Here is a 21,436-nt window from a genome sequence, read left to right on the forward strand (position 1 = left end):
GGAGCCCGGCCGGCGCGTCCCGGAGTACGAGACCGTCCTGTCCGCACTCCGGGCCCCGCGGGACACCGGCTAGACGTCCGGGGTCACCGAGGCGCGGTGCTGCTTGGCGAGCTCCACGTACATCGCGGCGTTGATCCTGATGTGCTCGCGCTCCTCCTCGGTGAGCTCGCGCCGCACCTTGGCCGGGACGCCCGCCACCAGCGAGCCGGGCGGGACCACCATGCCCTGCGGGACCAGCGCCTGCGCGGCCACGAGCGAACCGGCGCCGATCACCGCGCCGTTCAGGACGGTCGCGCCCATGCCGATCAGGCAGTCGTCCTCCACCGTGCAGCCGTGCACGACGGCGTTGTGGCCGATGGAGACGCGTTCGCCGATCGAGACGGGGAAGCCGGGGTCCACGTGGAGCGTGCAGTTGTCCTGCACGTTGCTGTCGGCGCCGAGGGTGATCGGGCCGCAGTCGGCGCGCAGCACCGCCGAGTACCAGATGCTCGCGCCGGCGGCCAGGGTCACGTCGCCGACCACGACGGAGGTCGGTGCCGTGAAGGCCGTCGGGTCGACGGACGGCTGCTTCCCGCCCACGCCCGCGATGAGTGCCTGGCCCTGCGTCGCCTGGTGAGACGTCATGATCACTTCCTTGTTCTCCGGATGCCGCGCTAACGGCACCGTAGGGCACGCGCCCCGTCCGGCCCCGGATGGGGTGAAGATCACAGGATCCGGGTCCGGACGACCGCCCCCGGGCGCACTACCGTGGCCGGGTGCCGAAGAACCAGAACACGTTCTCATCTCTGACGGCTCTGGCCGCCCTGCGCCGCCGGCTGGCGAACCGCGCCGTCCACGCCGGCTGGCGCTGGATGCAGCAGGCCGGCGCGGTCACCGCGCAGACCCCGGGGCGGCTGCGCTTCGGCGCGATCGGGCACGGCACCCGGCTGGCGTTCCCGCAGGGCACGGTCTTCGGCGAGCCGTGGATCCGGCTGGGCGACTACTGCATCATCGGCGAGCAGGTCACCCTCACCGCCGGGATGATGCCGGACCTCGACCTCGGGACCGAGCCGATGCTGGTCCTCGGCAACGGGGTGGTCATCGGCCGGGACAGCCACGTCATCGCCGACGCCCGCATCACCATCGGGGACGACACCTTCTGCGGACCCGGGGTGTACATCACCTCCACGAACCACAGCTACGACGATCCGCACCAGCCCGTCGGCAAGCAGTGGCCGCGCAGCGCGCCGGTCGAGATCGGCCCGGGCTGCTGGCTCGGCACGGGCGCGGTGATCCTGCCCGGTGCCCGGCTCGGCCGCAACGTCGTCGTGGCCGCGGGGGCCGTCGTACGGGGCGAGGTGCCGGACCACGCCGTGGTGGCGGGGGCGCCGGCGCGGATCGTACGGCGCTGGGAGCCGGAGACGGGCTGGCAGCCGCCGCTGCGCACCCCGGCGCCGGTGCCGATCCCCGACGGGATGACCTCGGAGCAGCTGCGCGGCCTGGCGGAACTGGCCGAGGCCGAACAGGCGCGGCGCTAGGCCCTTCGCTTTAACCGGCCGCCAGCAGGACCGTGCCCGCCAGGGCCAGGCCGGCGCCCGCCGCCTGGACGGGGCGCAGGCGTTCCTTGAGCACGGCGAAGGCGGCGAGCGCGGTGATCACCGGGTACAGCGAGGAGATCACGGCGGCCATGGTGACCGGGCCGTTCTGGGCGGCGATGGAGTAGGTGCCGTTGGCCGCGACGTCCGCGAGGCCGACGAAGGCCAGGGCGGGCAGGAGCCCCCACAGGAGCCGCGGCCCCGTGCCCGCCGGGAGGGCCGGGGTGCCGCGCCGGGTCTGGACCCACAGGGCGCCGCCGCCGACGGCCACGTTGGTGACCCGCTGGACGAACAGGGCCAGGAACAGCCCGGTGACGGTGGTGGAGGCCTCCGCGATCAGTGCCATCACCGCGCCGAACCCGAAGGCCGCGACGAGGGTCAGGACGACGGCCTGGCGCTGGACGGGCGCACCGCGCAGTTCGGGCCCGCCCGCCAGGACGATGCCGACGACGGCCACCGCGATCCCCGCGAACTGGCCGACGCCGGGCCGCTCGCCCAGGAGCAGCCCCGCCGCGACGGGCACGACCACCCCGAGGGAGCCCAGTGGCGAGACCACGCCCATCGGGCCGAGGGCCAGCGCCTTGTAGAAGCTGAGCATCGCGACCGGCCCCACCAGGCCCGCGGCGACCGCGAACCACAGCTGCGGCCCCGCCTCCCGCCACGCGCCGGTGCCGAGCACGACCGCGCCGAGCACGAAGACCGCGACGATCTGGGAGACGACGACCACCGTCAGCGCCGGTATCCGCCGCGTCAGCAGCCCGCCGCCGAAATCGGCGAGGCCCCACAGCACGGCTGTGGCCAGGGCGAAGAGGGCGGTCATGGGCAGGACCTCGCAGTCGGAGTCGCGGTCGCAGTACAGTGCGGTGAACGGTGGGGTGCAGCATCGAATACACCGCACGGTAGTTCAGTCTAGTGGACTCTGTCATCCAGAATATTGGACGGAATGGTGTCGGATCTCGAACAGCTCACGCAGGCGCTGGCCCGGAACCTGAAGCGCTGGCGCGGAGAACGCGGCTTCACCCTGGAATCGCTCGCCGCCCGGGCGGGAGTGAGCCGCGGGATGATCATCCAGATCGAGCAGGCCCGTACGAACCCCAGCGTCGGCACCACGGTCAAACTGGCCGACGCCCTCGGGGTCAGCATCACCACCCTGCTCGACCACGACCGGACCCCCCAGGTCCACGTGGTGCAGCCGGGGCAGGGGGTGCGGATGTGGTCCACCGACGGCGGCAGCAGCGCGAGCATGCTGCTCGGAGACGACCGGCGCGGACCGGTCGAGATGTGGGTCTACCGGCTGGAGCCGGGCGAGGCAACGGCCTCGGATCCCCACCCGGCCGGGACCTTCGAGATGCTGCACGTCACGGCCGGGGAACTGACCCTGGAGGTCGACGGGCAGACGTACACGGTCCCGGCGGGCGGCGCCGTCTCCTTCGAGGCGAACCTGCCCCACGCCTACGGCAACGAGGGCCCCGAGCCGATGGAGATGACCCTGGCGGTGTCGATCCCGCCGGTGCGCGCGGTCGACGGCCACCGCTGACCGGGCGGGCTACAGGGCGGGGATCTCGATCGCCGGGCAGCGGTCCATGACCATGTCCAGCCCCGCCTCGCGGGTGCGGGCGAAGGCCGCCTCGTCGAGGACGTTCAGCTGGAACCAGACGGCCTCCGCACCCGCCGCGACCGCCTCGTCCGCGACCGCCCCGGCCAGCGTGCTGTTCACGAAGACGTCCACCACGTCCACCTTGAACGGGATCTCCGCCAGCGAGGCGTACCCGGGCTCCCCGTGGACCGTCTCGGCCTTCGGGTGCACGGGCACGACGCGTTTGCCGAACCGCTGGAGCACGCGGGCCACGCCGTAGGCCGCCCGGTCCTCGTTGTTGGACAGGCCCACCACGGCCCAGGTGTCGCCCAGCTCGGTGAGGATCCTGCGGATGGTTGCCGGGTCGCCGTGATCGCCGTACACGTGTGCCGCCTCCTGCTGTCTTCCGGCGGTCGCTCCGGTCCGCCGCTCCGCACCCTCAACCGAACGGACGCCTGTCCGATTCCCCGTAGGGTGGAGCGGTGAAGGCAGACCAGTACGTGACGGTGGCACGCGAGGGCGCGCACGAGTCCGAGATCAACCGTTCGCGCTTCCTCTGCTCGCTGGCGCCCGCCGCGACCGAGCAGGAGGCGCAGGAGTTCGTCGCGCGCATCCGCAAGGAGCACCCCGCCGCCACGCACAACTGCTTCGCGTACGTCGTCGGCGCCGACGCCTCGGTCCAGAAGGCCAGCGACGACGGCGAGCCCGGCGGCACCGCCGGGGTCCCCATGCTCCAGATGCTCATGCGCCGGGACATCCGCTACGCCGTCGCCGTGGTCACCCGCTACTACGGCGGTGTGAAACTCGGCGCCGGCGGTCTGATCAGGGCCTACGGCGGGGTCGTCGGCGAGGCGCTCGACGCGCTCGGCACCGTCACCCGGCGCCGCTACCGGCTGGCCACCGTCACCGTCGACCACCAGCGGGCCGGCAAGACCCAGAACGACCTGCGCTCCACCGGCCGGACCGTGGTCGACCTGCGCTACGGCGCGCAGGTCGAGATCGAGGTGGCCCTCCCGGAGGCGGATCTGTCCGCCTTCGAGGCCTGGCTCGCCGACAGCACGGCCGGCAGCGCCACCCTCACCCTCGGCGGAGAGACCTACGCGCCCTGAGGGACGCGTTAGCGTAGAGGGGTTCAGGAACCAGCGAGCGGGGCGACCAGGGGGAGACGGCATGTGCGGCGGGGCCGGCGAGTGAAGTTCCTGCACACCTCCGACTGGCACCTCGGCCGTTCCTTCCACCGCGTGAACCTGCTCGGAGCCCAGGCCGCCTTCGTCGACCACCTCGTCGAGACCGTCCGCGAGCACGAGGTCGACGCCGTGCTCGTCGCCGGTGACATCTACGACCGGGCCGTGCCCCCGCTGCCCGCCGTCGAGCTCTACGACCGGGCCCTGCACCGGCTCGCCGAGCTCGGGGTGCCCACCGTGATGATCTCCGGGAACCACGACTCCGCCCGCCGTCTCGGCGTCGGGGCCGGGCTGATCGGCCGGGCCGGCATCCACCTCAGGACCGACCCGGCCGGCTGCGCCGACCCCGTGGTGCTGGCCGACGTACACGGCGATGTGGCGCTGTACGGGCTGCCGTACCTGGAACCGGCGCTGGTGAAGGACCAGTTCGACGCGGAGAAGGTCAGCCATGAGGCGGTGCTGGGCGCGGCCATGGACCGGATCCGGGCCGACCTGGCGACCCGCCCGCCCGGCACCCGCTCCGTCGTCCTCGCGCACGCCTTCGTCACCGGCGGACAGGCCAGCGACAGCGAACGCGACATCACCGTCGGAGGGGTCGAGGCCGTGCCCGCCGCCGTCTTCGACGGGGTGGACTACGCCGCCCTCGGCCACCTCCACGGCTGCCAGACGATCAACGAACGGGTCCGCTACTCCGGTTCCCCGCTCGCCTACTCCTTCTCGGAAGTCCACCACCGCAAGACCACGTGGCTGATCGAACTGGGCGGGGAAGGGGAGCTCGTGACCGCCGAACGGATCGACACCCCCGTACCCCGGGCCCTCGCACGGCTGCGCGGGAAGCTGGAGGACCTGCTGGAGGACCCGGCGCACACGGCGCACGAGGACGCCTGGGTCGAGGCCACCCTCACCGACGCCGTCCGCCCCGAGGACCCCATGGCCCGGCTCGCCGCCCGCTTCCCGCACACCCTCAGCCTCGCCTTCGACCCCGAGGGCCGCGAGGAGGGGACCGGCGCCTCCTACGCCCAGCGGCTCAAGGGCCGCACCGACCAGGAGATCGCCGAGGACTTCGTCGCCCACGTACGCGGCGGCGGCCTCGCGGACGAGGCCGAACGGGCCGTGCTCCAGGGCGCCTTCGACGACGTACGGGCCGAGGACGGCCGGCGGGAGACCGGGGAGGCCCGCCGATGAGGCTGCACCGGCTCCGGGTCACCGCGTTCGGGCCCTTCGCCGAACCCCAGGAGGTCGACTTCGACGCCCTGTCCGGCGCCGGGATCTTCCTCCTGCACGGGCCCACCGGCGCGGGCAAGACCTCCGTCCTCGACGCCGTCTGCTACGCCCTCTACGGCTCCGTGCCCGGCTCCCGACAGGCCCCCGGCACCAGCCTGCGCAGCGACCACGCGGCCGCCGACACCCCCACCGAGGTCACCCTCGAACTCACCGCGGGCGGCCGCCGCCTGGAGATCACCCGGCGCCCCGAACAGGACCGCCCGAAGAAGCGCGGCACGGGCACGACGAAGGACAAGGCCCAGAGCCGGCTGCGTGAGCACACCTCCGACGGCTGGCAGGCGCTCAGCCGCTCCCACCAGGAGATCGGCGAGGAGATCGAGCAGCTGCTCGGCATGAGCCGCGAGCAGTTCTGCCAGGTGGTGCTGCTGCCGCAGGGGGAGTTCGCGCGTTTCCTGCGGGCCGACGAGGCCGCCCGCGGCCGGCTGCTCGGCCGGCTCTTCGACACCCGCCGCTTCGCCGCCGTCGAGACGCTGCTCGGCGAACGCCGCCGCGCCGCCGAGGCCAAGGTGCGCGCCGGTGACGAGAAGGTGCTCCACACCGCCCAGCGGCTCGCCCAGGCCGCCGGGGACAGCGCCGACCTGCGGGCCTGGCCGCTGCCCGGGCACCAGCCCGGCGACCCCGGACTCGCCGGGGCCGTCCGGGCCTGGGCGGCCGTCGCCCGGTGCTCCGCCCGGGAGCGCCTCACCGTCGCCTCGTACGCGCTGGCCGCCGTCGAGGGCCGGTACGCCGCCGCCCGGCGGGCCGCCGAGGACGCGCGGGAGCTCGACCGCCTCCAGCGCCGCCACGCGGAGACCGCCCGCCGGGCCGCCGTGCTCGCCGGGGCGGAGCCCGAACGGGCACGCGTGCGGGAGCTGCTGGACCGGGCCCGGCGGGGCGCCCTCGTGGCCCCCGCCCTGGAACTGCGCGGCGCCGCCTCCGCGGCGCACCTGGCCGCCGCGCACGCGGAGGCCGCCGCCCGGGCCGAGCTGCCGCCCACCCTGCGGGAGGCGGGCACCGAGCAGCTGGCCGCCGTCGAGCAGCGGCTGCGCGAGGACCTCGGTGCCCTCGGCGCCGCCCACCGCTCCGAGCAGCGCAGCGCCGAGATCGGCCGCGAGCGGGCCGACCTGGAGCGCGAGGCCCGGGCCGCCGAGGAGCAGCACCGGGAATCCGCCGACTGGCTGGAGCGCTGGGACGCCACCCGGGCCGCCCTGACGGAGCGCGTCGACGCCGCCCAGCAGGCCGCGACCCTGGCCGAGCAGCTCGCGGGCAGGCTGGAACCGGCCCGGATGCACCTGAACGCCGCCCGCCGGCGAGACGAGCTGGCCGCCACCGCGGAGCGGACCGCCGGTGAACTGCTCACCGTCCGCGAGGAGTCGGCCGCCGCCCGCGAGCGGTGGCTGGAGCTCAAGGAGGCACGGCTGCGCGGCATCGCCGCCGAGCTCGCCGAGGCGCTCGTCGCGGGGGAGGCCTGCAGTGTCTGCGGTTCGGCGGAGCACCCCGCTCCGGCCCGCCCCGCGCCCGGCCACGTCGACCGCGCCGCCGAGGACGCCGCGCACGCCGTCTCCGAGCGGGCCGAGGCGGCCCGGGCCGCCGTCGAACGCCGGCTCGCCGCCGTCGAGGAGGCCCGCACCGAAGCCGCGGCCGCCGCCGGGGACGCCACCACCGCCGAACTGCTGGAACTGACCTCGGACCTCAGCTCCCGGCACGCCGCCGCCCACGCCGCCGCCGCCGGACTGCACGCCGCCCGGGAGCACCTCGCCCGCGCCGAACGGGAGCACGCCGCGCGCAGCGCCGACCGCCTCGCCGCCGCCGAGCGGGCCGCGGCCAGGGTCTCCCGCCGCGAGGCCCTGGACCGGGAACAGGCCTCGCTGGAAGCCGAGCTCGCCCTGGTCAGGGACGGCGCCCCCACCGTCGCTGCCCGCACCCGGACCCTGGAGGACCGGGTCCGGATGGTCACCGCGGCCGCCGCCTCGCTGCGCCGGGCCGAGACCACCGCCGCCCGCCTCAAGGAGGCCGACGACCAGCTCGCCGACGCCGCCTTCAGAGCCGGCTTCGACACCGTCGGGGCCGCGGCCGACGCGGTCCTGCCCGAGTACGAACGCACCGCGCTCCAACACCGGCTGGACGCCTGGCAGGCGGAGGAGGCCATGCTGGGGGACCGCCTCGCCGAGGCCGACGCCGCCGCGGCGGCAGCCCTGCCTCCGGCCGCGCCGGAGGAGGCCGAGGCGTACGCAGCCCAGGCCGCGGCGAAGCTTCGTACGGCAGGATCGGCCGTGGACGCCGCCCGGGTCCGGTGCAAGGACCTCGACGGGCTCTCCCGGCAGGCGGAGCAGGAACTGCGCGCCCTGGGCCCGCTGCGCGAGGCCTACGAGCGGGTGGCCCGGCTGGCCGGACTCACAGCCGGCACCTCCGCCGACAACGAGCGCAAGATGCGGCTGGAGGCGTACGTGCTGGCCGCGCGCCTGGAGCAGGTCGCCGCCGCGGCGACGGTACGGCTCCTGCGCATGTCCGGCGGCCGCTACACCCTGGTCCACTCCGACGCGCGGGCGAGCGGACGGGGCCGCTCCGGCCTCGGGCTGCACGTGGTCGACGCCTGGACCGGCAGCGAACGGGACACCGCCACGCTGTCGGGCGGCGAGACCTTCTTCGCCTCGCTCGCCCTCGCGCTGGGCCTGGCCGACGTGGTCACCGACGAGGCGGGCGGCATGCGGCTCGACACCCTCTTCATCGACGAGGGCTTCGGCAGCCTCGACGACCAGGCACTGGACGAGGTGCTCGACGTCCTGGACTCGCTGCGCGAGCGGGACCGCAGCGTCGGCATCGTCAGCCACGTCGCCGACCTGCGGACGCGCGTGCAGACCCAGCTGGAGATCGTCAAGCAGCGCGGTGGCTCGGTGGTGCGCCACCGCACGGCGGCGCTCACGGACTGAGCGGGCGCCGCGCGAGCGGGGAGGAGTAGACGATGCTGGTGGTCACCGGACCCAGCCCCGCGATCCGGCCCGTCACCTCCTCCAGGTGGGCCATCGAGCGGGCGGCCACCTTGAGGACGAAACAGTCGTCCCCCGTGACGTGATGGGCCTCCAGGATCTCGGAGGTGGCCTCCAGGAAGTCGTGGAACGGCTTGTAGTTGCCGTGCGGATAGCGCAGCCGCACCAGCGCCAGGATGGACTTCCCCAGCTTCTCGTGGTCGACCACGGCCGTGTAGCCGGTGATGATGCCGGCCTCCTCCAGCCGGCGGACCCGCTCGGTGACGGCGCTCGCGGACATGGACACGGTGCGGGCGAGTTCGGTGAAGCTGGCGCGGCCGTCCTGTTGGAGGGCCGCCAGGATGCGCCAGTCGGTGGCGTCGGGGGAATAACCGGTCATGGCGCAGGTCTAGCAGGGGATTCCCCGGGGGAACAAGACAAAGGCCGGGGAAAACCGCTTCACCGGGTGATCGGTAGATCGTAGATTTTGAGCCATGACGACGACGAACAACACGACCGCCCCCGCCACCGCCAACCCCGTGCTCCGCGTCCCGCCGGCCAGTCCGGCCGCGGCCGCCGCGTACTTCGGCGCCAGCCTCGCCTTCCACGCGGACGTGTCCGATGTCGCCGCCGCCTTCAAGGCCCACCGCGAGCAGGGCGCCGACCTCGGCTTCCAGCTGATCGACTCCCGCTCCACGCCCTCCTGGGACCAGGCCCACGTGCCCGGCGCCATCCACCTGCCCACCGCCCTCATCCCCGAGCAGGCCGAGCGGCTCCTCGACAAGAACGTCCCCGTGGTGACGTACTGCTGGGGCCCCGGCTGCAACGGCGGCACCCGCTCCGCCCTCGCCCTGGCCGAACTCGGCTTCCAGGTCAAGGAGATGCTCGGCGGCATCGAGTACTGGATCCGCGAGGGCTTCGAGGTCGAGACCTGGCAGGGCAGCCAGCAGCGCGCCGAGGCCGACCCGCTGACCGCGCCGACCGACTCGGACGACTGCGGCTGCTGACGTACGTACGGGCCGCTCGCTCCAGGGGAGTGCGAGCGGCCCGTCCGCTTGCCGTGAGCCGGCCGCCGGGGGCGGTCAGAGCTTCGACAGCTCGTCCACCAGGTCGTCCAGACCCAGCGAACCCTGCGACAGGGCCGCCATGTGCCAGGCCTTCAGGTCGAAGGAGTCGCCGTGCGCGGCCCGCGCGTTGTCCCGGCCCAGCAGCCAGGCGCGCTCGCCGAGCTTGTACCCGATCGCCTGCCCCGGCATCGACAGGTAGCGGGTCAGCTCACTCACCACGAAGTCCTCGGGGCGCCCGCTGTGCAGGCCGAAGAACTCCTGCGCGAGGTCCGGAGTCCACGTCTCGCCCGGGTGGAACGGCGAGTCCGCCGGGATCTCCAGGCCCAGGTGCATGCCGATGTCCACGATGACCCGCGCCGCGCGCATCATCTGGCAGTCCAGGTAACCCAGGCGCTGCTCCGCGTCCTTGAGGTAGCCCAGCTCGTCCATCAGCCGCTCCGCGTACAGGGCCCAGCCCTCGGCGTTGGCGCTGACGATGCCGACGGTGGCCTGGTAGCGCGAGAGCCGGTCCGCCACGTGCGTCCACTGCGCGAGCTGGAGGTGGTGGCCGGGAACGCCCTCGTGGTACCAGGTGGACACCAGGTCGTACACGGGGAAGCGGGTCTGCCCCATCGTGGGCAGCCAGGTGCGGCCCGGGCGGGTGAAGTCCTCCGAGGGGGAGGTGTAGTACGGGGCCGCGGCGCCGCCCGGCGGGGCGATCCGGGACTCCACCTTCCGGACGCGCTCGGCGAGTTCGAAGTGGGTGCCGTCGAGGTTCTCGATGGCCTCGTCCATGAGGCCCTGGAGCCAGGCCTGGACCTCCTCCACGCCCTCGATGTGGGTGCCGTGGTCGTCCAGGTGGCGCAGCGCCTCCCACGGGCCGGCGCCCGGCAGGATCTTCTCCGCCTCGGTCTTCATCTCGGCGAGCAGGCGGTGGTACTCCGACCAGCCGTAGGCGTACGCCTCGTCCAGGTCCAGGTCCGTACCGTTGAAGTAGCGCGACCAGCGGGCGTACCGCTCGCGGCCCACCGTGTCCGGCCTGCCCTCGACGGCCGGGGCGTAGACCGCGCTCATCCAGTCGCGCAGGGCCTTGACGGCGGCGGTGGCGCCGGCCGCAGCCTCATCCAGCTCGGAGCGCAGGGCGTCGGGGCCCGCGGAGGCGAAGTCCTGGAAGAAGGCGGGCTCTTCGTCGTCCTCGCCGGCCCAGGTGGTCAGCTGGCCGATCATGGTGGCGGTGGCGCGCGGTCCGCCGTGCAGACCGCGTTCCAGACCGAGGGAGAGGCTCTCGCGGTAGCCGTCGAACGCGGCCGGTACGGCGCGCAGCCGCTCGACGATCGCCGCCCAGTCCTCCTCGGTCTCGGCGGGGGTGAGCGTGAAGACCTCGCGGACGGAGTGCGCGGGGCTGTGGATGTTGCTGACCGCGCACAGGTCCTCGTCGGCCTCGTGGACGGCGAGTTCGGCCGTGAGGCGTTCGCGGAGCAGGCGGGCGCAGCGGCGCTCGGTGTCGCTGTCGGCGCCGGGCAGCAGCTCGGCGGCGTCGAGGCGGGCGAGGGTGGCGCGGGAGAGTTCGGCGACGGCCGCACGGCCGGCCGGTGAGAAGTCGGGGAGCTTGCCGGAGCTCTCGGCTACTCCGAGGTAGGTGCCCGTGATCGGGTCGAGGGCGATGAGGTCGTCGACGTACGCGTCGGCCACCTGGCGGGGCAGCCGGGAAGCGCTGCCGTTGTGGAGGATCTCTGACATGCGGCCATCTTCGTATGTGAGACGGGCTCGCGTCATTACTGTTTGGCGTCAGCCTGCTGACGTGGCAGGGATCGGCCCCCTCCGCCAGGTGGCCGGGCGTGTTCAGGGGCGGCGCCGCGGAGGCTGCTGGTCGAGCGGCAGCTCGTACGGGCTCTCGTAAGGGCGCTCGGCGGGGAGTTCGTACGGCAGCCGGGACCGGACCGGGGTGGCGTCCAGCCGGGCCGTGATCACCAGGGTGCCCTCCTCGATCTGGTAGTCGAGGGGCAGGCCCAGGCCGCGCATGGCCGCGACCATGCCGGTGTTGGAGGCCTGGGTGACGGCGTACACGCTGTCGCAGCCGGCCTCGACGGCCATCGAGACCAGCCGACGCAGGAGCTCGGAGCCGATGCCGCGGCGCTGCCAGTCGTCCTCGATGAGCAGCGCGACCTCGGTCTCGTCGCCGTCCCACAGCAGGTGGCCGAGGGCGACGAGCCTGCCGGAGGCGGTGGTCGCGGCGAGGGTGCGGCCGAAGCGGGGGCTCAGGAGGTGGCCGAGGTAGCGGTCGGCGTCGGCCACGGGCCCGTGGTAGCGCAGCGACAGGGTGCGCTCGGAGCAGCGGTCGTGCATCGCGCGGGCCGCGGCCTGGTCGGAGCCGTCGGCGCGGCGGACGGTGATCTCGTTGCCCTCGGGCAGTGTCAGCACGTCCTGGCTGCGCGGGACGCGGGGGCCGAGCCGCGCGTCGAGCTCCACGAGCGCGCGGGCGCGGGCGAACTCGGTCGGGGTGAAGGGCAGGTAGGGCCGCTCCACGGTGATCGCGCCGCCCGAGGGGTCGCGCAGACGCATGACGGTGGCCTCCAGGACCCCTTCGACGGGGGCGTCGGCACCGGCGTTGGGACGGCCGGAAAGAGTCGTCGCGGGGATCGAGTGGATGGTGCAGCGGCCGAGCAGCTGGCGCAGGGCGAGGGGGAGTTCGGCGGCGTCCAGGGCGGTGCGGGTGGCGAGGCCGAGGACGCGGGTCGGGGTGTCGACGAGGTCGTGGGCGTCGGCGCGCTCGATCCAGGTGCTGTGGCCGCCGGCCCCCGCGATGGCGCGGGTCAGCTCGGCGGAGGGCAGGTCCTGCGGGGCGCGGAGCAGGAACTCGTCGACGGTGCCGCCCTCCGGGAGGGGGTGGGTCTGGAGGGTGAGGATGTCGACGCCGCGGCGGGCGAGGGCGGTGCACAGCGCGGCCAGGGAGCCGGGCTCGTCACGGACGGTGGTGCGCATGCGCCACAGGGTGGTGGTCGCGGTGGCGGTGGCGGTCGCGGTGGCGCCGGTGGTGGTGGCGGCCGGGGGCGGTGTGCCCTCCGGCGGCGCATGGCTGTGGCGCCGCGCCCACCAGGTGTGGAAGGCGGCCGTGACCAGGAGTGCGACGGCCGAGGCGACCAGCAGGACCGGGCCCCTCGGACCGTGCACGACGAGATTGGCGATGCCGTCGGCGACCGCGACGGCGCAGAAGAGCGCGGCGAGTTCGACGACGTCGCGGCGCCAGTGGTGGCGGTGGGGGCGCTGGGCTGAGGCATGAATACGGTCAGTCATGCACACCACTGTGGCGCAGGGGTGTTGCGTGATCACGAACGATCTGTGACCGACTGGTTAAGTATCCATCTGGCCGGTTTCACCCGGTTTTCCGATTCGCCCCCCTGGTCACTGGCCGACTCGACCGGGCTGGAGGGTCCTGGTGAAGAGGACGCCGCCGCCCTGGCGGCGCAGCCGGACGGTGAGTTCCCCGCTGTCGCCGTCGATGTCGACCTCGCCGTAGTACGGGGGGTTCTCCGAGGGCGACATGTTGGCGACCGGGGCCGACTGGACGTACGCGGTCTGCGGGCCGAAGGTGGCGTCGAGCCGTCCGGCCGGGAAGCCGCCGGCGCCGATCGGGCCGGAGACGAACTCCCAGAACGGCGCGAAGTCGGTGAAGGCCGCCCGCTCGGGCGCGTAGTGGTTGGCTGCGGTGTAGTGGACGTCGGCAGTGAGCCAGAGGGTGCCGGTGATGCGCTGGTGCTTGATGTGGCGCAGGAGTTCGGCGATCTGGAGCTCGCGGCCCAGCGGGGCGCCGGGGTCCCCCTGGGCGACGGCCTCGAAGTTGGCCGCCCCGTCGGGGACGACGATTCCCAGCGGCATGTCGGAGGCGATCACCTTCCAGGTCGCGCGGGAACGGGAGAGCTCGCGCCTGAGCCAGGCCAGCTGCTCGGGGCCGAGGATGCCGATGGGGTCCTCGGTCCGGTCGTCCGGGGAGTTGGCGTTGCGGTAGGTGCGCATGTCGAGCACGAACACGTCGAGCAGCGGGCCGTGGCGCATCACCCGGTACATCCGGCCCTCGGCGCGGCCGCCGCGCAGGTCGGTGACGGGGAAGTACTCGCCGAAGGCCTGGCGGGCGCGGCGGGCGAGGGTGTCGACGTCCCGGACGGTGTAGCGGGGGTCGTCGATCAGCTGGCCCGGGTACCAGTTGTTGCGCACCTCGTGGTCGTCCCACTGGGCCAGGACCGGGACCTGGGCGTTGAAGTCGCGCAGGTTGCGATCGAGCAGGTTGTAGCGGAAGTTCCCGCGGAACCCGTCGAGGGTCTCGGCGACCTTCGACTTCTCCTCGGTGGTGACGTTGCGCCACAGGCTGCCGTCGAGCAGGGGCACGGAGGCCTTGATCGGGCCGTCGGCGTAGATCGTGTCCCCGCTGAAGAGGAAGAAGTCGGGGTCGCGCAGCCGCATTTCGTCGAAGACGCGGTAGCCGCCGAGGTCGGGGTTGATACCCCAGCCCTGGCCCGCCAGGTCGCCGGACCACAGGAAGCGCACGTCGCGGCGGCGGGAGACGGGCGTGGTGCGGAAGGTGCCGTGGACCGGCTCGCCCGTGCGGCGCGGGTCGTCGGGGTCGGCCAGGACGACCCGGTAGTGGATCTGCTGCCCCGGCGGGAGGTCGCGCAGGACGGTGGTGCCGGTGAAGTCGGTGGCCGGGCCGAGGAGGGGGCCGCCGTGGCGGCGTACGGCGTAGCGGAACGCCTCGCTCGGGGAGGTTTCCACGTACATCCGCGCGGGCCGGTCGGAGCGGGTCCACACCGTGGCCGCGTGGGCGCTGACCTCGCCGGACTGGACGCCCCAGAGCGCGCACGGCCGGCCGGAGCGGGCGAAGGCGGGGGCCGCGAACGCCGGAGCGGCGAGCAGCGCGGACGACAGGGCGAGGGAACCGCCGATGAGGGTCCGGCGGGTGTGCGGGTTCGATGCCATCGGTGTGTCTCCAGGGGCCGGCGAGGACGGGCCGGACCAGCGTGCAGCCGCACACCGGCCCGGCCGCGTCTGCCACGCGAACCCCGGATGAACACCCGTCAGCAGCTCATCCGGCCGGGTGGGTAGCGCTCCTCGCCGTGTCCAGGATCACCCGGGCGACGAGCGCGGGATCGTCGTTCATCGGTACGTGTCCGCAGCCCGGGAGCCGGATCAACCGGGCGCCGGGGACGGTGTGTTTGGCGCGTACGCCCTGACGGCGCAGCAGCAGCCGGTCGCGGGTTCCCCAGGCGATGGTGACCGGCAGGCCGGGCACGTCGTCGGTGAACCGTACGGAGCCGCCCGCGGCCAGGGTCTCCTCGAAGCCGGTGGCGTCGCGCAGGGCGAGGGTCTCGGCGACCACGGCGGCGGGCGAACGGCGGGCCGGGCGGGCGTAGATGGTGCCGGTGAGCGCGGTGCGGCCGGCGGCGCTGCGCGCGAGGCGGTCCACCGCGGGGCGGGGCAGTGCCTTGGCGCCGGCGCGCATCGCGAGGAGGGTGGCGAAGGCGTACCGGCGCTCGCCCTGCGTCCAGAACCCGGCGGGGGAGAGGGCGGTGACCGAGCGGACCAGGCCGCCGCGGCCCATTTCGAGCGCGAGCAGGCCGCCGAGGGAGTTGCCCGCGACGTGGGGGCGCTCGACGCCGAGCGCGGCGCAGAGCGCACCGAGCGCGGGGGCGAAGGTGCCCAGGCCGTACGGAACGCCTTCGGGCAGCGGCTCCGAGGCGCCGAAGCCGGGGAGGTCGACGGCGATCACGTCGTGCTCGGCGGCCAGGATGTCGGTCACCGGATGCCAGGCCTGGAGGTGGTGGCCGATGCCGTGCAGCAGGAGGAGCGGTTCGCCCGCGCCCTTGCGCTCGTAGGCGACGGTGGCGGTGCGCGGGCCCAGCGGCGAATCGATCGTGAAGGAGACCGTGGCGGTCATGCTGCTCCTCGTCGGGTGGACGCGTGTGAGACAGGCTGTCAGTAGTTCCCACCGTCATGATTACCGCCCGGTAGCCCTTGACTACAAGCCTTCTGGGCACGCGAGGTGCACGAGAACATCCTGTGAACGGCTTGATACGTATGCCCGATCTGCCCGACAAAGGCCCGAGCATTGGTCTTGACCAAGGGGGTGCGCCGTCCTATCGTCGCAGGGATAGTGCAGGAACCTTTAATAAACAAAGGCGCGGAACTGCCGCTGGAACACACGGCGAGTGCGGCGAGTGCAGCGATGGCAGGAGGAGTCAGGGTGGGGACCACGCAGCTCGAAACGGTGCCGGAGCCGAAGTACTGGCACCTGAAGACCGTCCTCAGCGAAGCGCTCGACCAGGACTTCGCCGTCGGTGAGGTCCTGCCCAACGAGCGTGAGCTCGCCGCCCGTTTCGGCGTCGCCCGCGCCACCCTGCGCCAGGCACTGGAGCAGTTGGAGCTCGAAGGCCGGCTCCAGCGCCGCCGCGGGGTCGGCACGACCGTCGCCCCGCCGCGCGTGGGTGTCGCCGTCGGCAGCACGCAGCACAGCTGGCCCGGCGAGGGCGTCGACGGCTGGGAGCCGGTGGACGCGGCCGAGGACCTGCCGCCGGCCGCGGTGCGCGCGCTCCTCGCCACCGGCGGCGCCGGTGCCTTCGCCGCCGACCAGCCCGTCCACATCGTGCGCCGGACCAGGATGACCCAGGGCCAGGCCGTGGCCGCCGAACTGCTCTACGTGCCCGCCGCCTCCGTGCCCGGGCTCACCGCCATCGAGGCCCCGGCCGGACCGGCCCGCGCCAAGGCCGTCCTGCGTGAACTCCAGCGGCTGGTCCTCGATGGCCAGGACCGCTCGGTGGAGCTCGGCTCCGCCCGCGCCGACGACGCCAAGGAGCTGGACCGGCTGCCCGGCGCCCCGGTCCTCCTGGTCACCACCCGGTACTTCACCGCCGCCGGCACGGCCGCGGTCTCGGTGGCCACCTACCGCGCCGACACCTGCCGCCTGACCTTCGGCGACTCCGGCGCCGTCGAGATCGCGCACGAGCCGCGCGTCGCCTCCTGACGCGGGGCGGAGCGGCCCTCCTGGTTCCGTAGTCCTTCCGGTACGGCCCGAGTCCGGCGTTCGCCGGGCGCGGGCCGTACGCGTTCGCGTTACGGTGCGGTCAGCGGCGGCGGGCCGTCACCGTCTTCTCCACCGCGAAGAGCTCTTCCTCGACGTGGTCCAGCGCCAGGCGGAGGGCGCCGGTGGCCACGGCCGCCTCGCCGAGCAGGGACAGGGCGACCTTCGGCGGGCGCAAGCAGTAGCGCTCCAGCTCCCGGCGCAGGGGATCCAGGACCCCGTCCAGCCCGGCCGCCCAGCCGCCGACCACCACCAGCTCCGGATCCATCGCCAGGACCAGCGCCGCGACGTCGTGCACCAGGCGCTGCAGGAACCGCTCCACGGCGGCCACCGCGTGCTCGTCCCCCCGCTTGGCCATGGCGAAGACCTCGGCGACCGCGGGCTCGTCCAGCGGATGCAGCGGCTCACCCGTCGTCGACAGCAGCTTCTCCGGGGTGACCTCACGGCCCAGCAGATGCAGGGCGCCGATCTCGCCGGCCGCCCCGCCGAAGCCCCGGTGCAGCCGGCCGCCGATCAGGGACCCGGCGCCGGGGCTGAGCCCGGCCATGACGAACACGATGTCGTCGGTGTCCCGCCCGGCCCCCTTCCAGTGCTCGGCGACCGCCGCGGCATTGGCGTCGTTCTCCACCTGCACCGGGCACCGGAACGAGCGCTGCAGCCGTTCCCCCAGCGGCAGTCCCGTCCAGCCGGGCAAGGCGGTACCGAGGCGGACCGTGCCGTCCGCCTCCACGATCCCCGGGCTGCCGACGCCGACCGCGCGCAGCGAGTCCCGGGGCACCCCGGCCCGGCGCAGCAGATCGGCCACGGCCGCACGGACCTTCTCCAGCCGCTCGTCGGCGGACGCCGATTCCGCCACGTCCTTCGTGCCCGCGCCGATGACCCGTCCGTCCAGCCCGGAGAGCAGCACGGCAACCCGGTGCGAGCCGATCTCGATGCCCAGCAGGTGGCCGGCCTCGGCCCGGAAACGGAACCGCCTCGCCGGTCGCCCTTGCCGCCTCGCGCCTTCCTCGGCCTCGGCCTCGACGACCAGCCCGGTCCCCATCAGACCCTCCACGACCCCCTCGACGGTCGGCCGGGAAAGCCCGGTGACCCGGGTCAGGTCGGTGAGGGTCGGCGATCCGGCCGCGCGCAGTGCCCGGAGCACCACGGCGGAGTTGATCCGCCTGAGCAGAGAGGGGTCCCCGCCGGTCAGCTGCCCCAACGTGTGTCCTCCCAGCTGGCGAGCCTGTCAGCCGGATCGTACTGTGCCCCCGTCGCAGCAGCGAGAACCAGCCCCCCATCGGCCGGAACACGCCGGTGCCCTGCGCACCACCCTCACCGCCGTGCCCGACCGCACTCGGTTACCTCGGTCCGTGGACCGGGCTGGGTGTGATGGCGCTCTGGGCCGTGGTCACGGTGGTCGGGGGCTGGATCGCGGTGCGCCGGCGGGACGCGTGACGGCGGGCCAGTTGTCAGTGGGGGTCGGGATACTGACGGCATGACCACGGCAGAGCATCTCGACACGATCGAACGGCTCCGGGCACGGGAGTTCCCGGCCGAGCCGGTCTGGTCCGGCGGGCTGAGCAGCGGCCCGGGTTACCACTTGGTGCAGGTCGCCCGGACCGCGGACTTCTGGGAGGACGACGGTTCGGGTCGGATCGAGGCGGCCGATCAGATCAACGCCGAGTACGGGGCGCTCACCCAGGCCCTGACGGACCGGTGGGGGGAGGCGCAGGTCTTCAGCCTCGTGTCGCTGCTGGAGCGGGGGCTCGACGGCGAGGAGATACCGGAGCCGTGGGACGAGGTGAGCAACACCACCGGCCATGTGCACCTGTGGCGCGCCGAGGAGCACTGGCTGGTGGCCTACGTGGCGCAGTGGGACTCCGAGGACCCCTACGTGCTGATGGCAGGGGTCACCGTGATCGACCCGCCCTAGGGTCCCTCGGGGGATTCGGCGGCGGCGCGCAGGCGGGCGTACTCCTGGGCCATGGATTCCGCGGTCCAGTGGGCGTTGAGGCCGCTGGGGTTGGGGAGGACCCAGATGCGGGTGGAGCCGATGGTCCGCTCCTGAGGGCCGATCTGAGCCTTTCGCTCGCCGAAGGCGGTGCGGTAGGCGGTGACGCCGACGACCGCCAGCCATTGGGGGCGCAGGCGTTCCACCTTGGCCGTCAGGAGGCGGCCGCCCTCGCGGAACTCCTCGGCGCTCAGCTCGTCGGCGCGGGCCGTGGCCCGGGCGACGACGTTGGTGATGCCGAGGCGGTAGGTCAGCAGCTCCTCCTGCTCCGCGGGGGCCAGCCGGCGCGGAGTGAAGCCCGACAGGTGCAGGACGGGCCAGAAACGATTGCCGGGGCGGGCGAAGTGGTGGCCCGTCGCGGCGGAGAGGAGACCGGGGTTGATGCCGCAGAAGAGCACACGCAGACCGCCCGCGACCACGTCCGGGATGACGCGGTCACGGGCGGCGTTCAGCTCGTCGGGGGTCAGAGGATCGACCCCGGCGTGTACCCGGCGGCCTCCGGGTGCTGCTTGGAGATCGCCTCGATGCGCGAGACCACCGCAGTGACCTGGTCGCCCGCGGCGCCGGTGAAGGACAGCTTGTCGGCCATCAGGGCGTCGAGCTGGGCACGGTCCAGCGGCATCCGCTCGTCGGCGGCCAGCTTGTCCAGCAGTTCGTTGCGCTCGGCACCCCGCTCGCGCATGGCGAGCGCGGATGCCACCGCGTGCTCCTTGATGACCTCGTGGGCGGCCTCGCGGCCGACCCCGGCCCGCACCGCGCCCATCAGGACCTTCGTGGTCGCGAGGAACGGCAGGTAGCGGTCCAGCTCGCGGGCCACGACCGCCGGGAAGGCGCCGAACTCGTCGAGGACGGTCAGGAAGGTCTCCAGCAGGCCGTCGAAGGCGAAGAACGCGTCCGGCAGGGCCACTCGGCGGACCACCGAGCAGGAGACGTCGCCCTCGTTCCACTGGTCGCCGGCCAGCTCGCCGGTCATCGAGGCGTAGCCGCGCAGGATGACCATCAGGCCGTTCACGCGCTCGCAGGAGCGGGTGTTCATCTTGTGCGGCATCGCGGAGGAGCCGACCTGGCCGGGCTTGAAGCCCTCGGTGACCAGCTCGTGGCCGGCCATCAGGCGGATGGTCTTGGCGATGGAGGAGGGTGCCGCGGCCAGCTGGACCAGGGCGGTGACCACGTCGTAGTCGAGGGAGCGAGGGTAGACCTGGCCGACCGAGGTGAAGGCCTGGGCGAAGCCGAGGTGGGCGGCGATCCGCTGCTCCAGGTCGGCCAGCTTCGCGGCGTCGCCGCCGAGCAGGTCGAGCATGTCCTGGGCGGTGCCGACCGGGCCCTTGATGCCGCGCAGCGGGTAGCGGGCGAGGAGGTTCTCCAGGCGGTCGTAGGCGACCAGCAGCTCGTCGGCCGCGGTCGCGAAGCGCTTGCCCAGCGTGGTGGCCTGCGCGGCCACGTTGTGGGAGCGGCCGGCCATGACCAGCTCCGCGTGCTCGCCGGCCAGCTTGCCGAGGCGGGCGAGGACGGCGACCGTGCGGTCGCGGGCCAGCTCCAGCGAGAGCCGGATCTGGAGCTGCTCGACGTTCTCGGTGAGGTCGCGCGAGGTCATGCCCTTGTGGACGTGCTCGTGACCGGCGAGGGCGTTGAACTCCTCGATGCGGGCCTTCACGTCGTGCCGGGTGACCTTCTCGCGCTCGGCGATGGAGGCGAGGTCGACCGTCTCCAGGACGCGCTCGTAGTCGGCGAGGGCCGCGTCGGGGACCTCGATGCCGAGGTCCTTCTGGGCGCGCAGCACGGCGAGCCACAGCCGCCGCTCCAGCGTCACCTTGTACTCGGGGGACCACAGGACGGCGAGCTCCGCGGAGGCGTAGCGGCCGGCCAGGACATTGGGGATGCGGGGCTTGGCAGTCACGTGGAGGGATTCTACTTGGGCATCCGCTGTGCGTTTACGCAGGTAGGGGCGCCACCGCCGATTGTGCCTTGCTACGAGAGCGGCGACTCCCCGTAGGGCAGCAGCTCGGGGCGCTTGGCGGGGCGACCGTCCCCGGAGGAGCGGCCCGTCAGACGGCGGCCGACCCAGGGGATCAGGTGCTGCCGGGCGAAGCTGAGATCCTGCGCCCGGCGGACCGCCCAGCCCGGGGGCACCGCGGCGGGCAGTTCCGCGCGCCAGTCCTGCTCGGCGGGCAGGCCCAGCGTCTGCCACACGGCCTCCGCCACCCGCCGGTGGCCCTCGGCCGTCAGGTGCAGCCGGTCGACGTCCCACATCCGCTGGTCCCCGAGGACGGGGGCGCCGTACAGGTCCACGACCAGGGCGCCGTGCCGTGCCGCGAGCTCCTCGACGAGGGCGAACAGCTCTTCCATCCGGGGCCGGAAGCGCTCCATGACCGGCCCGCTGCGTCCCGGGGAGCGCATCAGGACCAGCTGCTTGCAGGAGGGCGCGAGGAGCTCCACGGCCGACTCCAGATGGGCCCGGACCCGGCCCATGTCCACCTTGGGGCGGAGCGCGTCGTTCAGCCCGCCGACCAGGGTCACCACATCGGCGCCCATGGCCGCGGCCAGCGGTGCCTGGTCCTCGGCGATCTGCCCGATGAGCTTGCCGCGGACCGCGAGGTTCGCGTAGCGGAAGCCGGGCTCGCGCGCCGCGAGCCGGGCGGCCAGCAGATCGGCCCAGCCCCGGTAGGAGCCGTCCGGGAGCAGGTCGGACATCCCCTCGGTGAAGGAGTCGCCGACCGCGACAAAACTGGTGTAAGACGCATTCATCTCCATGGCGGAGCGATGCT

The 21,436-nt window shown here is 73.6% G+C and carries 20 protein-coding genes; 8 read left to right on the top strand and 12 right to left on the bottom strand.

The features are described from left to right. Window positions 1-69: 69 nt before the first annotated feature. Window positions 70-624 carry a gamma carbonic anhydrase family protein gene (locus ACFTXQ_RS21845; RefSeq protein WP_382643155.1) on the bottom strand — a complete coding sequence of 185 codons (555 nt, stop codon included), beginning with the start codon at window positions 622-624 and terminating at the stop codon, window positions 70-72. A gap of 131 nt (window positions 625-755) precedes the next feature. Between ACFTXQ_RS21845 and ACFTXQ_RS21850 the strand changes: the two genes are divergently transcribed. Next, complete coding sequence (locus tag ACFTXQ_RS21850) at window positions 756-1,517, top strand: acyltransferase (protein ID WP_382643158.1); 762 nt, start codon at window positions 756-758, stop codon at window positions 1,515-1,517. Between the two features lie 10 nt (window positions 1,518-1,527). Here the strand turns inward: ACFTXQ_RS21850 and ACFTXQ_RS21855 are convergent, their stop codons facing one another. Next, window positions 1,528-2,394: an EamA family transporter gene (locus ACFTXQ_RS21855; RefSeq protein ID WP_382643241.1), complete on the bottom strand. Its 867-nt coding sequence runs from the start codon at window positions 2,392-2,394 to the stop codon at window positions 1,528-1,530. A gap of 126 nt (window positions 2,395-2,520) precedes the next feature. Here ACFTXQ_RS21855 and ACFTXQ_RS21860 point away from each other — a divergent pair, with 126 nt between their 5' ends. Further along, window positions 2,521-3,111 carry a helix-turn-helix domain-containing protein gene (locus tag ACFTXQ_RS21860; protein WP_382643243.1) on the top strand — a complete coding sequence of 197 codons (591 nt, stop codon included), beginning with the start codon at window positions 2,521-2,523 and terminating at the stop codon, window positions 3,109-3,111. A 9-nt stretch (window positions 3,112-3,120) separates the two neighbouring features. Here the strand turns inward: ACFTXQ_RS21860 and ACFTXQ_RS21865 are convergent, their stop codons facing one another. Continuing rightward, complete coding sequence (locus ACFTXQ_RS21865; protein WP_382643160.1) at window positions 3,121-3,534, bottom strand: CoA-binding protein; 414 nt, start codon at window positions 3,532-3,534, stop codon at window positions 3,121-3,123. Window positions 3,535-3,632: 98 nt separating this feature from the next. Between ACFTXQ_RS21865 and ACFTXQ_RS21870 the strand changes: the two genes are divergently transcribed. The 3 genes from ACFTXQ_RS21870 to ACFTXQ_RS21880 all read left to right on the top strand — a co-directional run bounded on the left by ACFTXQ_RS21870 (window position 3,633) and on the right by ACFTXQ_RS21880 (window position 8,527). Continuing rightward, window positions 3,633-4,259, top strand: a complete 627-nt coding sequence (locus ACFTXQ_RS21870; RefSeq protein ID WP_382643162.1) for a YigZ family protein — start codon at window positions 3,633-3,635, stop codon at window positions 4,257-4,259. Between the two features lie 81 nt (window positions 4,260-4,340). Beyond that, window positions 4,341-5,519 (top strand): exonuclease SbcCD subunit D, encoded by a 1,179-nt coding sequence (locus ACFTXQ_RS21875; RefSeq protein ID WP_382643163.1) that lies wholly within the window; start codon window positions 4,341-4,343, stop codon window positions 5,517-5,519. Then, window positions 5,516-8,527 (top strand): AAA family ATPase, encoded by a 3,012-nt coding sequence (locus ACFTXQ_RS21880; protein ID WP_382643165.1) that lies wholly within the window; start codon window positions 5,516-5,518, stop codon window positions 8,525-8,527. The genes ACFTXQ_RS21875 and ACFTXQ_RS21880 overlap by 4 nt, the downstream gene beginning before the upstream one ends. Here ACFTXQ_RS21880 and ACFTXQ_RS21885 read toward each other — a convergent pair. Further along, on the bottom strand, window positions 8,517-8,963 hold the full coding sequence (locus ACFTXQ_RS21885) for an Lrp/AsnC family transcriptional regulator (RefSeq protein WP_382643167.1): 447 nt from the start codon (window positions 8,961-8,963) through the stop codon (window positions 8,517-8,519). The two genes, ACFTXQ_RS21880 and ACFTXQ_RS21885, sit on opposite strands and share 11 nt — an antisense overlap. A 94-nt stretch (window positions 8,964-9,057) precedes the next feature. Between ACFTXQ_RS21885 and ACFTXQ_RS21890 the strand changes: the two genes are divergently transcribed. Then, the gene (locus ACFTXQ_RS21890; protein WP_382643169.1) at window positions 9,058-9,570 is read left to right on the top strand and encodes a rhodanese-like domain-containing protein; all 513 of its coding nucleotides are present in this window, start codon (window positions 9,058-9,060) and stop codon (window positions 9,568-9,570) included. 75 nt (window positions 9,571-9,645) lie between these two features. Here ACFTXQ_RS21890 and ACFTXQ_RS21895 read toward each other — a convergent pair whose 3' ends face one another. The 4 genes from ACFTXQ_RS21895 to ACFTXQ_RS21910 form a co-directional block, all read right to left on the bottom strand. Next, complete coding sequence (locus tag ACFTXQ_RS21895; protein WP_382643171.1) at window positions 9,646-11,349, bottom strand: DUF885 domain-containing protein; 1,704 nt, start codon at window positions 11,347-11,349, stop codon at window positions 9,646-9,648. 102 nt (window positions 11,350-11,451) lie between these two features. Beyond that, the gene (locus ACFTXQ_RS21900) at window positions 11,452-12,903 is read right to left on the bottom strand and encodes a GNAT family N-acetyltransferase (protein ID WP_382643173.1); all 1,452 of its coding nucleotides are present in this window, start codon (window positions 12,901-12,903) and stop codon (window positions 11,452-11,454) included. A 108-nt stretch (window positions 12,904-13,011) separates the two neighbouring features. Continuing rightward, a complete protein-coding gene (locus tag ACFTXQ_RS21905) occupies window positions 13,012-14,580 on the bottom strand; it encodes an alkaline phosphatase D family protein (protein WP_382643175.1) in 1,569 nt (522 codons plus the stop codon). Between the two features lie 106 nt (window positions 14,581-14,686). After that, the gene (locus ACFTXQ_RS21910; protein WP_382643177.1) at window positions 14,687-15,538 is read right to left on the bottom strand and encodes an alpha/beta fold hydrolase; all 852 of its coding nucleotides are present in this window, start codon (window positions 15,536-15,538) and stop codon (window positions 14,687-14,689) included. A 306-nt stretch (window positions 15,539-15,844) separates the two neighbouring features. On the opposite strand from ACFTXQ_RS21910, the gene ACFTXQ_RS21915 reads away from it, so the two are divergent. Then, on the top strand, window positions 15,845-16,621 hold the full coding sequence (locus ACFTXQ_RS21915; protein WP_382643179.1) for a GntR family transcriptional regulator: 777 nt from the start codon (window positions 15,845-15,847) through the stop codon (window positions 16,619-16,621). 100 nt (window positions 16,622-16,721) lie between these two features. On the opposite strand, the gene ACFTXQ_RS21920 is transcribed toward ACFTXQ_RS21915, so the two are convergent. Continuing rightward, window positions 16,722-17,879, bottom strand: coding sequence for an ROK family transcriptional regulator (locus tag ACFTXQ_RS21920; RefSeq protein WP_382643181.1), 1,158 nt, complete (start codon window positions 17,877-17,879; stop codon window positions 16,722-16,724). Between the two features lie 276 nt (window positions 17,880-18,155). Here ACFTXQ_RS21920 and ACFTXQ_RS21925 point away from each other — a divergent pair, with 276 nt between their 5' ends. Then, window positions 18,156-18,593 (top strand): hypothetical protein, encoded by a 438-nt coding sequence (locus ACFTXQ_RS21925; protein ID WP_382643183.1) that lies wholly within the window; start codon window positions 18,156-18,158, stop codon window positions 18,591-18,593. Here the strand turns inward: ACFTXQ_RS21925 and mug are convergent. The 3 genes from mug to ACFTXQ_RS21940 form a co-directional block, all read right to left on the bottom strand. Next, entirely contained in the window at window positions 18,590-19,138 is a 549-nt protein-coding gene (mug, locus tag ACFTXQ_RS21930; RefSeq protein WP_382643245.1) for a G/U mismatch-specific DNA glycosylase, read from the bottom strand. The two genes, ACFTXQ_RS21925 and mug, sit on opposite strands and share 4 nt — an antisense overlap. Further along, complete coding sequence (gene purB, locus ACFTXQ_RS21935; RefSeq protein WP_382643185.1) at window positions 19,135-20,568, bottom strand: adenylosuccinate lyase; 1,434 nt, start codon at window positions 20,566-20,568, stop codon at window positions 19,135-19,137. Before purB ends, mug begins: the two co-directional genes overlap by 4 nt. A gap of 71 nt (window positions 20,569-20,639) precedes the next feature. After that, window positions 20,640-21,422: an SGNH/GDSL hydrolase family protein gene (locus tag ACFTXQ_RS21940; RefSeq protein WP_382643187.1), complete on the bottom strand. Its 783-nt coding sequence runs from the start codon at window positions 21,420-21,422 to the stop codon at window positions 20,640-20,642. Window positions 21,423-21,436: the final 14 nt, after the last annotated feature.

The sequence above is a fragment of the Streptomyces sp. NPDC057010 genome, assembly GCF_042673805.1.
GTDB lineage: Bacteria > Actinomycetota > Actinomycetes > Streptomycetales > Streptomycetaceae > Streptomyces.

Excerpts from the sequence above, each read along its gene's own strand:
- ACFTXQ_RS21845 (WP_382643155.1), bottom strand. The coding sequence starts at position 624 with ATGACGTCTCACCAGGCGACGCAGGGCCAGGCACTCATCGCGGGCGTG.
- ACFTXQ_RS21855 (WP_382643241.1), bottom strand. The coding sequence starts at position 2,394 with ATGACCGCCCTCTTCGCCCTGGCCACAGCCGTGCTGTGGGGCCTCGCC.
- ACFTXQ_RS21880 (WP_382643165.1), top strand. The coding sequence starts at position 5,516 with ATGAGGCTGCACCGGCTCCGGGTCACCGCGTTCGGGCCCTTCGCCGAA.
- ACFTXQ_RS21885 (WP_382643167.1), bottom strand. The coding sequence starts at position 8,963 with ATGACCGGTTATTCCCCCGACGCCACCGACTGGCGCATCCTGGCGGCC.
- ACFTXQ_RS21890 (WP_382643169.1), top strand. The coding sequence starts at position 9,058 with ATGACGACGACGAACAACACGACCGCCCCCGCCACCGCCAACCCCGTG.
- ACFTXQ_RS21895 (WP_382643171.1), bottom strand. The coding sequence starts at position 11,349 with ATGTCAGAGATCCTCCACAACGGCAGCGCTTCCCGGCTGCCCCGCCAG.
- ACFTXQ_RS21900 (WP_382643173.1), bottom strand. The coding sequence starts at position 12,903 with ATGACTGACCGTATTCATGCCTCAGCCCAGCGCCCCCACCGCCACCAC.
- ACFTXQ_RS21905 (WP_382643175.1), bottom strand. The coding sequence starts at position 14,580 with ATGGCATCGAACCCGCACACCCGCCGGACCCTCATCGGCGGTTCCCTC.
- ACFTXQ_RS21910 (WP_382643177.1), bottom strand. The coding sequence starts at position 15,538 with ATGACCGCCACGGTCTCCTTCACGATCGATTCGCCGCTGGGCCCGCGC.
- ACFTXQ_RS21925 (WP_382643183.1), top strand. The coding sequence starts at position 18,156 with ATGACCACGGCAGAGCATCTCGACACGATCGAACGGCTCCGGGCACGG.
- ACFTXQ_RS21940 (WP_382643187.1), bottom strand. The coding sequence starts at position 21,422 with ATGGAGATGAATGCGTCTTACACCAGTTTTGTCGCGGTCGGCGACTCC.